The organism is Vreelandella sp. ssv, from assembly GCF_059448525.1.
In genome coordinates, this window is sequence record NZ_CM182545.1 from 2,189,458 (window position 1) to 2,204,455 (window position 14,998).

The 14,998-nt window shown below is 53.6% G+C and carries 6 protein-coding genes, 2 tRNA genes and 3 rRNA genes; 4 read left to right on the plus strand and 7 right to left on the minus strand.

Annotation, left to right across the window (positions count from 1 at the left end; translation table 11 throughout):
- Nucleotides 1–17: 17 nt before the first annotated feature.
- Together hrpB and AC5TBW_RS10085 are read right to left on the minus strand one after the other, a co-directional pair.
- A complete protein-coding gene (gene hrpB / locus AC5TBW_RS10080) occupies nucleotides 18–2,459 on the minus strand; it encodes an ATP-dependent helicase HrpB (RefSeq protein WP_495508457.1) in 2,442 nt (813 codons plus the stop codon).
- A 7-nt stretch (nucleotides 2,460–2,466) separates the two neighbouring features.
- The gene (locus tag AC5TBW_RS10085; protein WP_495508458.1) at nucleotides 2,467–3,129 is read right to left on the minus strand and encodes a TetR family transcriptional regulator C-terminal domain-containing protein; all 663 of its coding nucleotides are present in this window, start codon (nucleotides 3,127–3,129) and stop codon (nucleotides 2,467–2,469) included.
- A gap of 188 nt (nucleotides 3,130–3,317) precedes the next feature.
- On the opposite strand from AC5TBW_RS10085, the gene xdhA reads away from it, so the two are divergent.
- The 4 genes from xdhA to guaD are packed head-to-tail and all read left to right on the plus strand — an operon-like array spanning nucleotide 3,318 to nucleotide 9,384.
- Nucleotides 3,318–4,787 (plus strand): xanthine dehydrogenase small subunit, encoded by a 1,470-nt coding sequence (gene xdhA / locus AC5TBW_RS10090; protein WP_495508459.1) that lies wholly within the window; start codon nucleotides 3,318–3,320, stop codon nucleotides 4,785–4,787.
- Nucleotides 4,771–7,194 carry a xanthine dehydrogenase molybdopterin binding subunit gene (gene xdhB / locus AC5TBW_RS10095; RefSeq protein ID WP_495508460.1) on the plus strand — a complete coding sequence of 808 codons (2,424 nt, stop codon included), beginning with the start codon at nucleotides 4,771–4,773 and terminating at the stop codon, nucleotides 7,192–7,194. The genes xdhA and xdhB overlap by 17 nt, the downstream gene beginning before the upstream one ends.
- Nucleotides 7,191–8,066, plus strand: a complete 876-nt coding sequence (gene xdhC, locus AC5TBW_RS10100; RefSeq protein ID WP_495508461.1) for a xanthine dehydrogenase accessory protein XdhC — start codon at nucleotides 7,191–7,193, stop codon at nucleotides 8,064–8,066. Before xdhB ends, xdhC begins: the two co-directional genes overlap by 4 nt.
- 1 nt (nucleotide 8,067) lies before the next feature.
- On the plus strand, nucleotides 8,068–9,384 hold the full coding sequence (gene guaD, locus AC5TBW_RS10105) for a guanine deaminase (protein WP_495508462.1): 1,317 nt from the start codon (nucleotides 8,068–8,070) through the stop codon (nucleotides 9,382–9,384).
- Nucleotides 9,385–9,614: 230 nt separating this feature from the next.
- Here guaD and rrf read toward each other — a convergent pair.
- The 5 genes from rrf to AC5TBW_RS10130 form a co-directional block, all read right to left on the minus strand.
- Nucleotides 9,615–9,730 (minus strand): 5S ribosomal RNA (gene rrf / locus AC5TBW_RS10110).
- 147 nt (nucleotides 9,731–9,877) lie between these two features.
- Nucleotides 9,878–12,769 (minus strand): 23S ribosomal RNA (locus tag AC5TBW_RS10115).
- 245 nt (nucleotides 12,770–13,014) lie between these two features.
- Nucleotides 13,015–13,090 (minus strand) — tRNA-Ala (locus AC5TBW_RS10120).
- 116 nt (nucleotides 13,091–13,206) lie between these two features.
- A tRNA-Ile gene (locus AC5TBW_RS10125) sits at nucleotides 13,207–13,283 on the minus strand.
- An 83-nt stretch (nucleotides 13,284–13,366) separates the two neighbouring features.
- A 16S ribosomal RNA gene (locus AC5TBW_RS10130) occupies nucleotides 13,367–14,899 on the minus strand.
- The 16S, 23S and 5S rRNA genes sit together here with 2 tRNA genes alongside, the layout of an rRNA operon.
- Nucleotides 14,900–14,998: the final 99 nt, after the last annotated feature.

The window sequence follows — 14,998 nt, forward strand, 5'->3', positions numbered from 1 at the left end:
AAGGAATCATCGGCCGTTTACTTCGGTTTATGCTTAGTATGTGCAGTCGCCGTTGCGGTCAACGGGTCTTCAGGCCACGGATGCTTTGGATAGCGGCCACGCATCTCCTTGCGCACCTCTGGATAGCCATTTTGCCAAAAGCTAACTAGATCCTGAGTGACTTGGAGCGGCCGTCTTGCTGGCGAAAGCAGATGGATCATCACCGCAACAGCACCATTGGCAACGGTTGGCGTTACACGCCAGCCAAAGGCTTCTTGCAGTTTCAAAGCTAAAACAGGTGGGCACTGGGAAAGGCACGGCAGGTAATCTAAACCAACCTGCTTACCGCTAGGAACCTCTAGCGTACGCGGAGCTAACTGCTCCAATTCATTTTGTGTCTCCCAAGGCAGTGTACTGAGCAGATAGCGCTCTAGGGGCAATTTCTTAATTTGACTCAGTCGATTAATACCGCTTAGATAAGGAGCTAACCAGCCATCCAATGAAGCTGATAGCACCTGTTCTGACCAATCAGGCCAAACATCCCCCAGTTTTTCACGCAACAGAGCCATTCGGCCGCGTAGCTGCTGCAAATTATCGTCAAACAACAGATCAGGCTGCTGTCGCAGTGCATTTATTAACGCCTCTTTCACTGCTTCGTCAGGCAAGTGGGCTAAAGACCGCTTAGCAATGATAAGGCTTGCATGTGCCTGCACCTCTTCACCGATTAAACGCCCCTGCTCTTGCGACCATGCTACGCGCGGCTGCCAGTGTCGAATATCAGGATATAGTAAAAGCAGTGACTCCAATGACAACGGCTCAGCTGTCATGGCGCGCGCCTGATCGTCTGCGACGCTTTTTAAGGCAACGACAACTAAATAGGGCTGATGCGCCAGCGTATCGTTTAAAGGCAGTGTGGCGGTTTTACCATTCGCCAGCCGAAACTTACCGGGCTCTATTTGCTGACCAATGCGCTCTGGGTATGCCAGTGCTAAGAGCGGCCCAAGCGGCTCCAATAAGGCGTCACCTAGTACGACGCCTGCTTTTCTCGCCAGTTTTAGCGCTTCGCGCTGCCAACTGGGGAAGCGTTTAGGCTGGCGAAAGCGCAGGGCCAGTGCATCGTATATCGAGCGTTCGGAACTATCGCGCTCCTCCAATAATGCTGCTAATCCACAGGCTAAGGGCCCAGCATTGAACTCTGAAGCCCGCTCCAACATCACCGCTATGCGTGGTTCAACGGGCCACTTCGCACAACGGCTACCTAAAGGGGTTAACTTGTGGTGCTCATCTAATACACCCAACTGCATCAGCAGTGCTTGGCCACTGAGCCAGGCGCCTTCTGGCGGCGGGGTAACCCAGCTTAGCGCTTGAGGCGATCCGACGCCCCAGAACGCTAGTTCGAGCACCAGGGAGGATAGATCAGCTTGCTGAATTTCAGGCTCACCGTAAGGCGCTAGCGTCTGCTCCTGGGCCCAAAGCCGATAACAACGTCCTTCCCTTTGGCGACCTGCTCGACCCTGTCGCTGATCAGCACTGGCGCGATTAATGCGCCGAGTCGTTAAATGGGTTAATCCGGTACGCGACTGGAAAAGAGGTACTCGCTCTAGACCGCCGTCAATCACTACGTTTACCCCATCCACAGTAATACTCGATTCGGTAATGGCAGTGGAGACAATAATACGCTGCTTTGATGTGTTCGCCGCCAAGGCTGCCTGCTGCTCAGCGACACTCATTCTGCCATGCAGAGGCCGTATTTCGAGATTGGGCAATACCCTTTCCAACACCTGTACCAAACGGTTTATTTCGGCGACACCAGGTAGAATAATTAATATATCTTGGGTATCAGGCATCAAAAGCGCTTCCTCGACCACCCGAAGCGCGTGGCTGACACCCTCTTCACCACCTAGTGAAGGACGATAGACCGTCGACACCGGAAACTGTCGCCCATGACACTCAATGACCGTCACCTGATCGCCCAGAACCCGCTTGAGCGCTTCGACATCCAGGGTTGCCGACATCACCAGTAGGCGTAAATCGTCTCTGATACTGCTTTGCACATCCAGTGTCAGTGCCAAGCCCACATCCGCTTCTAAACTACGCTCGTGAAATTCATCAAAAATGACCCCGGCAACGCCTTCTAACAGTGGGTCATCTTGCAGCATGCGGGTAAGCACGCCTTGGGTCACTACCTCTAAGCGGGTTTGCGCGCTCACACAACTATCGCCCCGCATGCGATACCCCACCGTTTGACCAACGCTTTCTCCCAACTGTTGGGCCATAAAGCTCGCCGCCAAACGCGCGGCTACCCTCCGGGGCTCAAGTAAAAGTAGCTTTTGCCCTTTGACCCACTGCTCTTCCAGTAAACAGATAGGGACACGCGTAGTTTTGCCCGCACCAGGCTGGGCAATCAGCATCAACCGATTGCTTTGGGTTAAGACGCTTTTAAGATGGTTCAGATATTGGTCAATGGGCAAAACACTCATTGGGTGCTCACTTTTCCACCCAGTCAGTATTAGCTCTAACCTGATTGATTCCACAGCCTTTAAGAATGACGTGCTCAAGAAAGGCTGAGATGGACTCAAGATCATCTTCCGTTAACGCATCGCGGCCTAGAATACCGCTGACCTGAGCACTATATTCAGTGTAGTGCTGAGTGGCAGACCAGATTAGGAAAATGAGCCACCTAGGGTCGACAGCATCCATTTTTCCTTGCGCCGACCACTGACGAATAATTTCAGCGCGGGACGTCACCCAATTGCGCAGTTCACCCGCCAAGTAATCACTTAAGAAAGGGGCACCGGCTAAAATTTCGGCCGCAAAGAGTTTAGAGCCTTCCGGGTAGCGCTGGCCAAGCACCATTTTAGTGCGAATAAAGTCACTAAGCACTGTCGCTGGATCGCTATCAGGTGTGATGTCTTCAAGCACTTCGTTCCAGCGATGCATCATGCGATTAAGCAGTCGCACGTAAAGTGCTTGCTTGCTTCCCATGTAATACAGAATATTGGCTTTGGGGAGACCGGCTCGATCAGCGATCACCTGCAGGCTAGCTCCACGGTAACCGTGCTGAGAAAACACTTGTTCAGCGGCCATTAGAATACTTGTCTCTACTCTTTCACGGCTTGGGCTTTCATGAGTGACGGTGACAGCGGTCATTAACGGTTTTCCTTAGTCGCGTGAATGAATAGGCAAAGCGCCCCAAAAGTCAGCATTACCGTCAAGATTGCTCCACTCTTGTGCAGTGATCAAATACTTGCAAGGTTAGCAATTTTGTCCCAAGCTCAACACATATTGACCGATCGGTCAGCACAATCCCGGTCTATACAATCACAGTGGAGTTTGGCATGGCAACGCTTGAGTTCCTGCTTAATGGTACCCTTCAGCAGTGTAATGTTTCACCAGACACGAGCATTTTAACTCTATTACGTGAGCATTTAGCACTAAAGGGTACCAAAGAGGGCTGCGCGTCAGGTGACTGTGGCGCCTGCACCGTTGCCATTGGTGACCCCTCGACTGACATACGTAGATTTGCCAGCGCTAATGCCTGCATCACGCCAGCGCATCAATTACAGGGTAGGCATCTTGTTACCGTTGAAGGTTTAGCCCAAGGGGGAGACCTTCATCCCGCCCAGGAAGCGATGATCGAATGCCATGGTAGCCAGTGCGGTTTTTGTACGCCGGGTATCGTCATGTCACTTTTCACCCTGCATAGCGACCTTACTCAGCGCCCTGCTCCGCTGTTACAACAACTGTCACCAGAACGCCTAGAAGCCACCCTGGGTGGTAATTTGTGCCGCTGCACCGGCTATCGCCCTATCCGCGATGCAGCGCTGCGTATGAACGATATTCTCTACGAACGCCCACTTTGGTTCGACGCGACGCTACCAGCGGCAGAAAGCGACTCTCAATCCATTGATTCGTTAGGAACAGCGCCATTTTTTGCTCAGCCAACGTCTTTGGAAGAGTTAACGCAATTGCGTCAAGAAGCTCCCCAGGCACGGCTAGTGGCAGGAGGCACTGATCTCTGGCTGGAAAGCACTCAGCGCTTGGCGCCGCTTGTTCAGTTGATAGACGTTTCCAGGGTTGCTGAGCTGTTAACGGTTGAAGAGGCCACGCATGAGAATCAGAGTGGCTGGTGGATAGGCGCCGGGGTTACCTATACCCAGATCGAACCGTTGTTTGAAACACACTTTCCTGCATTTGCTCATCTGCTGCACCGGCTTGGCTCCCAGCAAATCCGTAATCGGGGAACGCTGGGTGGCAATATCGCCAATGCCTCCCCTATTGGTGATACGCCCCCCGTGCTACTTGCCTTGGGCACTCAGGTGGAACTCGCCAGCACCAACGGCAAGCGTTGCTTAGCGCTGGAGGATTTCTTCCTTGATTACAAAAAGACCGCCTTGGCAGCGGATGAAGTCGTTGCGCGGGTTTTCATTCCCCAGCCGGTTGAGGGCAGTCAATTACGCGTCTGGAAATTATCCAAGCGTCGCGAAGATGATATCTCTGCGCTACTCGGTGCCTTTAGCTACCGCATTGAACAAGGTATCTTGCACGATGTAAGGATCGCTTTTGGCGGGATGGCCGCTACTCCTAAACGTGCGAAAGCTACCGAAGCAGCGCTCGAAGGTTGCACCATGACTGCGGAAGCTTTTCGCGCCGCTCAGCAGGCACTCGAAGGTGATTTCCAGCCCATGAGTGATGTGCGGGGCAGTCAGCATTATCGCCAACAAGCCGCCAAGAATTTGCTTGAGCGTCTCTATCTTTCTCTCTCAGCGCCCGACCACGAGGTGATGCTCCATGCGTACGCTCACTAAACTGGACGGCGATAGCAGCCGTGCCCGTCGTGAACTACACGACCACATTCAAGGCTCTGGCCCCTTAGCGCGCCATACGGTGGACAGTAGTGGCCAGCGACAGGCGGGAAGCGCAAGCTTTCACGAGAGTGCGGAAAAGCACGTCACCGGCAAGGCCGCTTATATTGACGACTTGGTACTGCCCGCCAACGCTCTCCATGTGGCGCTTGGCCTATCCCCTGTCGCCCACGGCACCTTAACGCAGCTTGATCTCACCAAAGTGAAAGCGGCAATTGGGGTTGTCGATGTCATTACCTTTCATGAAGTACCGGGCCATACCGATATCGGGCCGGTATTTCCTGGCGACCCTATCTTTGTCGATCAAGCGATCAGCTATGCAGGTCAATGCCTTTTTGCCGTCGCCGCAACGTCGCTGTTGGCAGCTCGCCGTGCGGTAGCATTAGCAGCTATCCATATAGATGAGCAGCCTGCAAGCTTAGATCCGGTGGCGGCGTCAGAGCGCGAAGAGTTTGTACGCCCCACTCATGTTCAAACGCGTGGTGATTGGCAACAGGCGCTTGGTCAAGCGGAGCAAATTATTGAAGGTGAGCTATTCGTCGGTGGTCAAGAGCACTTCTATCTGGAAGGCCAGGCTTGCGTGGTTCATCCTACCGAGGATGAAGGCGTTATCGTCCATACCTCAAATCAGCATCCGAGCGAAACGCAAAAGCTAATAGCCGAAGTACTTGCTATTCCTTTTCATGCAGTGACCGTAGAAGTGCGACGTATGGGCGGGGGGTTTGGCGGTAAGGAGACTCAAGCATCGCCATGGGCATGCATCGCCGCGATTATAGCGCGTCGCACAGGCAAGTCGGTTAGCTTGCGCTTACCGCGCAGCGAAGATATGCGCGCCACGGGTAAACGCCACCCCTTCCAAAACCGCTATCGACTCGCTATTGATGCAGAGGGGGTTATTCAGGGTGGTGAGATCACAGTGATCGGTGACTGCGGCTACTCGCCGGATCTCTCCGACGCTATCGTTGATCGCGCCATGTTCCACGCTGACAACGCTTACTCGCTGGGAGATGCCCAGGTAGTCGGTCATCGGGCAAAAACCCACACCGCGTCAAATACCGCATTTCGGGGTTTCGGTGGCCCTCAGGGAATGATGATTATCGAAGCGGCCATGGATGATATTGCCCGCAAGATTGGTGAAGATCCCCTGACCGTGCGTAAACGTAATTTCTACCGCGATGGCCGCGAGGTGACTCACTACGGCCAGCAGATCGACCAGCGGCAACTCCTACATACACTCGTTGAAACACTCGAAGGCGACAGCGATTACTGGTCACGGCGCAAAGCGGTCAGTGACTTCAATGCCACTAGCCCTGTTATTAAGAAAGGATTGGCACTTACCCCGGTTAAATTTGGCATTTCGTTTACCGCTCAGCATCTTAATCAGGCGGGCGCCCTTCTGCATGTTTACACCGATGGCAGCGTGATGATCAATCACGGTGGTACCGAAATGGGACAAGGTCTGCATACCAAGATTTGCCAGGTAGTGGCCCGAGAGCTGGGACTCGATTTAGACAATGTTCGCATTACCGCTACGCGAACCGATAAAGTCCCCAACACATCTCCTACTGCAGCCTCAAGCGGCGCTGATTTAAACGGTATGGCAGCGCGGGACGCAGCCAGCAAACTGCGTGATCGCCTATTCGACTTTGCTGCAGGCCACTTTGCGCAGGGCCTAGACCGTGAAGGCATGCGCTTAGAGGATGGCATGCTGATAGCAGGATTCGGCGAGAGTGAACGCCGTATACCTTGGGGTGAGTTGGTACAAACAGCCTATCTCAATCGCATATCTCTGTCAGAAAAAGGCTTCTATGCCACGCCGCTCATTCACTATGATCGCTCTGTTGGTCAGGGCCGACCCTTTTACTACTTCGCCTTTGGGGCAGCAGTGGCAGAGGTAAGCGTCGATACCTTGAGCGGAGAGTATCAGGTCGACCGCGTCGATATCTTGCACGATGTCGGCGACTCACTAAATCCCGCCATTGATATTGGCCAAGTGGAAGGTGGCTTTATTCAAGGAATGGGGTGGTTAACCAGCGAAGAGCTTAAGTGGAATGATAAAGGTGTGCTGGTCAGCGATGGACCTGCAACCTATAAAATTCCTACCTTTGGCGACCTACCGCCTATCTTTAATGTCGCACTAATGGAGGGGCATCCCAACTCCATGGCTAGTCTGTACCGCTCAAAAGCAGTGGGCGAGCCCCCTTTTATGCTGAGTATTTGTGTCTGGTCGGCACTGCGTGATGCGCTATCGAGCCTGACTGATTACGCCATCTCTCCCCACTTAGATACACCGGCCACGCCGGAGCGGGTCATGCTGGCAGCCAACTCTATCAGGAAGAAAGTGCTGTGAGTTCTAGTCAAACCCCAGAAACCTGGCATGCGGCGCTACACCGTCTACAGCGAGACGGCATTCCGCATGTATTAGCCACCCAGGTGACCAGCGCAGGATCCACCCCCCGGGAGCCTGGTGCACGCATGGTTATCACCGACGTTGATATCTTCGATACGCTAGGTGGCGGTACCTTTGAGTGGCAAACCATTACCGCTGCACGCGCTTGCTTGGCAGAAAAACGCTACGGCCTCAGCTTGGAAGCCTTTTCTCTGGGCGGACGAAGCGGACAGTGCTGCGGCGGCTTCGTCAATATCCTTTTGGAAGCCTTTCCAGGCACTACAACGCACATCGCCATTTTTGGTGCAGGCCATGTAGGTCAGGAAATCGTGAAGCTAAGTGCGCCGCTTCCCTGGCACTTGCACTGGTACGATAGCCGTATAGATGTTTTTGCCGACCAGTATCAGCAACAGCCGCGACTGAGTTGCTATCCACTTCAAGATGCACAGCAAAGTGTCGCTGCCTTGCCTACAGATACCCATGCGCTGGTATTGACGCACAACCATGACGAAGATTATGCCCTGATCGCCGCGCTGATTGAGCGCGAGGACGTAGTGTCGATTGGACTGATTGGCTCTGACAGCAAATGGGCTAGCTTTGAAGGACGCCTCAAGCGCGATGGCTACTCTCCCGAACAAATTTTGCGCGTGCGAAGCCCCATCGGACGCATCCACGCCACTAAGCTGAGCAATAAAACGCCCTACGCAATTTCGTTAACGGTGGTGGCTGAACTGCTTTGGCTAACGGACACGCCCTCTTCTCAAGAAAACCGCGGTCTTGACTCCCAGGCAGTGCGAACGCTTATGACCGACTCCCCGACAATCACGAGTTAATATGAATTCTTCGACCAATACGTTTATTCGTGCCGAATTGATAAGTTTTGCCCGCGACCCTGGCGATGGCGATACGCCCGAACCGGGCAGTTTAGAGTATTACGGCGACGGATTGCTTTGGTTAAAAGGCCAGCATATTCATGCCGTCGGCCATTTCGCCGAACTCTCACCTTCACTCCCCAAAGGTGCTGACGTTCTCAATTATCGTGACAAACTGATTATGCCGGGGTTTATCGATACCCATGTGCACTATGTCCAGCTGGACATCATGGCGTCTTATGGCCGCCAACTGCTCGATTGGCTGAACGACTACACCTTTCCCGAAGAGTGTCGCTTTGCTAATCATGCTCATGCTGAAGCGCTGTCTAATGCTTTTTTGGATGAAATGCTGCGTGCGGGTACTACCACTGCCCAGGTATTCGGCTCTAGCCATCCTGGCTCCGTAGATGCATTTTTCACCGCCTGCCAGAAACGCCAGCTGCGAATGCTGGTCGGCAAAGTATTGATGGATCGTAACGCGCCTGATGCGCTATTGGACGGCGCATCAGGCATTGCTGACAGCGAACGATTGATTGAGGATTGGCACGGCAATGGCCGACTGGGCTATAGCGTCACGCCGCGCTTTGCGCCTACATCGACCAAAACGCAGATGGATGCTGCCGGTGCCCTCTTACGTAATGACTCAACCCTTTGGTTACAGACTCATTTGGCTGAAAATAGCGGTGAGTTAGACTGGGTAGCCGAACTATTCCCAGGCAGTCGAGATTACTTAGCCGTTTACGAAGAAGCTGGTCTCGTTGGCCCCCGTAGCACCTTCGCCCATGGCATTCATCTTGATAACGGCATGCGCACGCGTTTGGCGGATCGAGGCGCCAATATTGCCTTTTGCCCCAGCTCCAATCTTTTCCTGGGTAGCGGGTTATTCGACCGGGAAGCAGCCAAACAGACGGGCATGGCATATACGTTTGCCAGCGATATCGGCGCAGGCACTGATTTATCGGGATTTGGAACGCTTAAAGCGGCCTATCAAGTGGGTCAACTGGGCGGGCAGCCTCTTACCGCGTGGCAGGGGTTTTATGGATTAACCATGGGGAATGCGAAAGCCCTCTCGCTGGATAGCCATATCGGCCAGCTCGCTCCTAGCCTTGAGGCTGACTTTGTGGTGATTGACACCCAGGCAACATCGCTACTCTCTCGACGAATCAATCATTGCACCACGCTTGGTGAGCGGCTGTTTGCGCTAATGATGCTGGCGGACGACCGCGCTATTTATGAAACCTGGGCAGGCGGACAGTGCCAGCACCGAAGGGATAAATAATTATCCGTTTTTATAGGCCGTCTGCCAGGCGGCTTTTTTATTCATTTTTCTTCCATGCACACAAAAAACCCAGCCGGGTGGCTGGGTTCTTCGTGGTATAGGTGCCTGACGATGGCTGGGCCGGCCATCCGGCGGCCGGCGCTCCGAGACTCTCCCTGGGGAGACCCCTTGTTGTCTTGCGCACAACTAAAATACCCCAGCTTCTTTCGAAGCTGGGGTACGGTATAGGTGCCTGACGATGACCTACTCTCGCATGGGGAGACCCCACACTACCATCGGCGCTAAGCGGTTTCACTACTGAGTTCGGCAAGGGATCAGGTGGTTCACGCATGCTATGGTCGTCAGGCGTAACTGGCTATATATCATGCTGACGGTTTTTAACTAAATTGTGATCGTCTCATTGCCTGCCGCCCCGGCATTTTATTGCCTGGGCCACACGCTGCGTATCCGGTTCCTTCACGTCATCATCACGACCAGACCCCTTGGGTGTTATAGGGTCAAGCCTCACGGGCCATTAGTACACGTTAGCTCAACGCCTTGCAGCGCTTCCACACCGTGCCTATCAACCAGCTGGTCTCGCTGGGCCCTTCAGGAGGCTCTAGGCCTCAGGGATGTCTCATCTTGAAGGGGGCTTCCCGCTTAGATGCTTTCAGCGGTTATCCCGTCCGACCATAGCTACCCGGCAATGCCACTGGCGTGACAACCGGAACACCAGAGGGTCGTCCACTCCGGTCCTCTCGTACTAGGAGCAGCCCTTCTCAAACATCCAACGCCCACGGCAGATAGGGACCGAACTGTCTCACGACGTTCTAAACCCAGCTCGCGTACCACTTTAAATGGCGAACAGCCATACCCTTGGGACCGACTTCAGCCCCAGGATGTGATGAGCCGACATCGAGGTGCCAAACACCGCCGTCGATGTGAACTCTTGGGCGGTATCAGCCTGTTATCCCCGGAGTACCTTTTATCCGTTGAGCGATGGCCCTTCCATACAGAACCACCGGATCACTAGAACCTGCTTTCGCACCTGCTCGACGTGTCTGTCTCGCAGTCAAGCACCCTTATGCTCTTGCACTCAATGCACGATGTCCGACCGTGCTGAGGGTACCTTCGTGCTCCTCCGTTACTCTTTAGGAGGAGACCGCCCCAGTCAAACTACCCACCACACACTGTCCTCGATCCGGATAACGGACCTGAGTGAGAACGCCAATGATGCCAGGCTGGTATTTCAAGGTTGGCTCCCTCCGAACTGGCGTCCAGAGTTCAAAGCCTCCCAGCTATCCTACACAGGCAACATCAGCGTCCAGTGTGAAGCTATAGTAAAGGTTCACGGGGTCTTTCCGTCTAGCCGCGGGTACACCGCATCTTCACGGCGATTTCAATTTCACTGAGTCTCGGGTGGAGACAGCGTGGCCATCATTACGCCATTCGTGCAGGTCGGAACTTACCCGACAAGGAATTTCGCTACCTTAGGACCGTTATAGTTACGGCCGCCGTTTACCGGGGCTTCAATCAAGAGCTTCGCCTTGCGGCTAACACCATCATTTAACCTTCCGGCACCGGGCAGGCGTCACACCCTATACGTCCGCTTGCGCGTTAGCAGAGTGCTGTGTTTTTAATAAACAGTTGCAGCCACCTGGTATCTTCGACCGGTTCGGGCTAGGAGAGCAAGTCTCTTCACCCTACGCCGGCGTGCCTTCTCCCGAAGTTACGGCACCATTTTGCCTAGTTCCTTCACCCGAGTTCTCTCAAGCGCCTTGGGATTCTCACCCTGACCACCTGTGTCGGTTTGGGGTACGGTCGCACATGATCTGAAGCTTAGAGGCTTTTCCTGGAAGCGTGGCATCAGTGACTTCCTGACCGTGGTCAGTTCATCTCGTGTCTCGGCCTTAAAGGATCCCGGATTTACCTAAGATCCAAGCCTACTCACTTTCACCAGGACAACCAACGCCTGGCTCACCTAGCCTTCTTCGTCCCCCCATCGCAACCATGTCCGGTACGGGAATATTGACCCGTTTCCCATCGACTACGCCTTTCGGCCTCGCCTTAGGGGCCGACTCACTCTGCTCCGATTAGCGTCGAACAGAAACCCTTGGTCTTCCGGCGAGGGAGTTTTTCACTCCCTTTATCGTTACTCATGTCAGCATTCGCACTCGTGATACCTCCAGCAGACTTCTCAATCCACCTTCATTGGCGTACACGACGCTCCTCTACCGCTCATCCCTAAGGATGAACCCGTAGCTTCGGTACCTGGTTTAGCCCCGTTACATCTTCCGCGCAGGCCGACTCGACTAGTGAGCTATTACGCTTTCTTTAAAGGATGGCTGCTTCTAAGCCAACCTCCTAGCTGTCTGAGCCTTCCCACATCGTTTCCCACTTAACCAGGATTTCGGGACCTTAGCTGACGGTCTGGGTTGTTTCCCTTTTCACGACGGACGTTAGCACCCGCCGTGTGTCTCCCACGCGTTACTCACCGGTATTCGGAGTTTGCCTCGGGTTGGTAAGTCGGGATGACCCCCTAGCCGAAACAGTGCTCTACCCCCGGCGGTACTACGTGAGGCGCTACCTAAATAGCTTTCGAGGAGAACCAGCTATCTCCGAGCTTGATTAGCCTTTCACTCCGATCCACAAGTCATCCAAATCTTTTTCAACAGATCCTGGTTCGGGCCTCCAATTGATGTTACTCAATCTTCACCCTGCTCATGGATAGATCGCTCGGTTTCGGGTCTATATCCAGCGACTGTGTCGCCCAGTTAAGACTCGGTTTCCCTACGGCTCCCCTATACGGTTAACCTCGCCACTGAATATAAGTCGCTGACCCATTATACAAAAGGTACGCAGTCACAGAACAAGTCTGCTCCTACTGCTTGTACGCACACGGTTTCAGGATCTATTTCACTCCCCTCTCCGGGGTTCTTTTCGCCTTTCCCTCACGGTACTGGTTCACTATCGGTCAGTCAGGAGTATTTAGCCTTGGAGGATGGTCCCCCCGTCTTCAGTCAAGGTTTCTCGTGCCCCGACCTACTCGATTTCACATGATCAGATTTTCGACTACGGGGCTATCACCCGCTACGGCCAGACTTCCCAATCTGTTCGCCTAATCATTCACATGCTTAAGGGCTGGTCCCCGTTCGCTCGCCGCTACTAGGGGAATCTCGGTTGATTTCTTTTCCTCAGGGTACTTAGATGTTTCAGTTCCCCTGGTTCGCCTCTTACACCTATGTATTCAGTGTAAGATACTGACCTTATGGCCAGTGGGTTTCCCCATTCAGAAATGTCCGGGTCACAGGTTGTTGCCACCTCACCGAACCTTATCGCAGGCTACCACGTCTTTCATCGCCTCTGACTGCCTAGGCATCCACCGTGTGCGCTTCATTGCTTGACCCTATAACCCGAAGGAGTCTGGATGTCGCAATGATCACGTTTCATTTTGCCGGATACGCTTGAGACGTATCACAATTTAAGACCACTTCTTGCGAAGTGTTCTTGTCAGCATGATATACATTGTTAAAGAGCGGCTGTTCAATGAACAGTGATAAAGCGGCGTGCGATAACGACAACACAGCGACTTATCAGTGGTCACGAAACATTCACAAACGGTAGTTAAGGTGAAACAGCGTGATAGCGTAATGGTGGAGCCAAGCGGGATCGAACCGCTGACCTCCTGCGTGCAAGGCAGGCGCTCTCCCAGCTGAGCTATGGCCCCATCGAGTCACTCTTCGTCACATTCACCTCTGGCCAATTTTATTTAACGCAAGGCATTTTATGGCGACACATAGCCTGCTATGCGAGTCATAAAATAACGCAGCGAGAGATAAAATTTGGTGGGTCTGGGCAGACTTGAACTGCCGACCTCACCCTTATCAGGGGTGCGCTCTAACCAACTGAGCTACAGACCCAAGAGGGGATCGTGCTTTTACCGTTTGCTCTATATCTGATCAGGTAATTCATTGTGGACGCTTACTGACTGTGACGCATCGTTTAAGGAGGTGATCCAGCCGCAGGTTCCCCTACGGCTACCTTGTTACGACTTCACCCCAGTCATGAACCACACCGTGGTGATCGCCCTCTTGCGTTAGGCTAACCACTTCTGGTGCAGTCCACTCCCATGGTGTGACGGGCGGTGTGTACAAGGCCCGGGAACGTATTCACCGTGACATTCTGATTCACGATTACTAGCGATTCCGACTTCACGGAGTCGAGTTGCAGACTCCGATCCGGACTGAGACCGGCTTTAAGGGATTCGCTGACTCTCGCGAGCTCGCAGCCCTTTGTACCGGCCATTGTAGCACGTGTGTAGCCCTACCCGTAAGGGCCATGATGACTTGACGTCGTCCCCACCTTCCTCCGGTTTGTCACCGGCAGTCTCCTTAGAGTTCCCACCATTACGTGCTGGCAAATAAGGACAAGGGTTGCGCTCGTTACGGGACTTAACCCAACATTTCACAACACGAGCTGACGACAGCCATGCAGCACCTGTCTTACAGTTCCCGAAGGCACACCAGAATCTCTTCCGGCTTCTGTAGATGTCAAGGGTAGGTAAGGTTCTTCGCGTTGCATCGAATTAAACCACATGCTCCACCGCTTGTGCGGGCCCCCGTCAATTCATTTGAGTTTTAACCTTGCGGCCGTACTCCCCAGGCGGTCGACTTATCGCGTTAACTTCGCCACAAAGTGCTCTAGGCACCCAACGGCTGGTCGACATCGTTTACGGCGTGGACTACCAGGGTATCTAATCCTGTTTGCTACCCACGCTTTCGCACCTCAGTGTCAGTGTCAGTCCAGAAGGCCGCCTTCGCCACTGGTATTCCTCCCGATCTCTACGCATTTCACCGCTACACCGGGAATTCTACCTTCCTCTCCTGCACTCTAGCCTGACAGTTCCGGATGCCGTTCCCAGGTTGAGCCCGGGGCTTTCACAACCGGCTTATCAAGCCACCTACGCGCGCTTTACGCCCAGTAATTCCGATTAACGCTTGCACCCTCCGTATTACCGCGGCTGCTGGCACGGAGTTAGCCGGTGCTTCTTCTGCGAGTGATGTCTTTCCTAATGGGTATTAACCACTAGGCGTTCTTCCTCGCTGAAAGTGCTTTACAACCCGAAGGCCTTCTTCACACACGCGGCATGGCTGGATCAGGGTTGCCCCCATTGTCCAATATTCCCCACTGCTGCCTCCCGTAGGAGTTCGGGCCGTGTCTCAGTCCCGATGTGGCTGATCATCCTCTCAGACCAGCTACGGATCGTCGCCTTGGTGAGCCATTACCTCACCAACTAGCTAATCCGACATAGGCTCATCCAATAGCGGGAGCCGAAGCCCCCTTTCTCCCGTAGGACGTATGCGGTATTAGCCTGGGTTTCCCCAGGTTATCCCCCACTACCGGGCAGATTCCTATGCATTACTCACCCGTCCGCCGCTCGTCAGCATCTAGCAAGCTAGATCTGTTACCGCTCGACTTGCATGTGTTAGGCCTGCCGCCAGCGTTCAATCTGAGCCATGATCAAACTCTTCAGTTTACAATCATTGTGATCCTTACTCGTCACCCGAAGGCAACAAAAGCGAATCAAACTTGGCTCAAGGTTCAAACGAATTCATTTCAATTTACATTGTCATGA

Coding starts and splice junctions, on each gene's coding strand:
- hrpB (WP_495508457.1), bottom strand. CDS start 2,459: ATGAGTGTTTTGCCCATTGACCAATATCTGAACCATCTTAAAAGCGTC.
- AC5TBW_RS10085 (WP_495508458.1), bottom strand. CDS start 3,129: ATGACCGCTGTCACCGTCACTCATGAAAGCCCAAGCCGTGAAAGAGTA.
- xdhA (WP_495508459.1), top strand. CDS start 3,318: ATGGCAACGCTTGAGTTCCTGCTTAATGGTACCCTTCAGCAGTGTAAT.
- xdhB (WP_495508460.1), top strand. CDS start 4,771: ATGCGTACGCTCACTAAACTGGACGGCGATAGCAGCCGTGCCCGTCGT.
- guaD (WP_495508462.1), top strand. CDS start 8,068: ATGAATTCTTCGACCAATACGTTTATTCGTGCCGAATTGATAAGTTTT.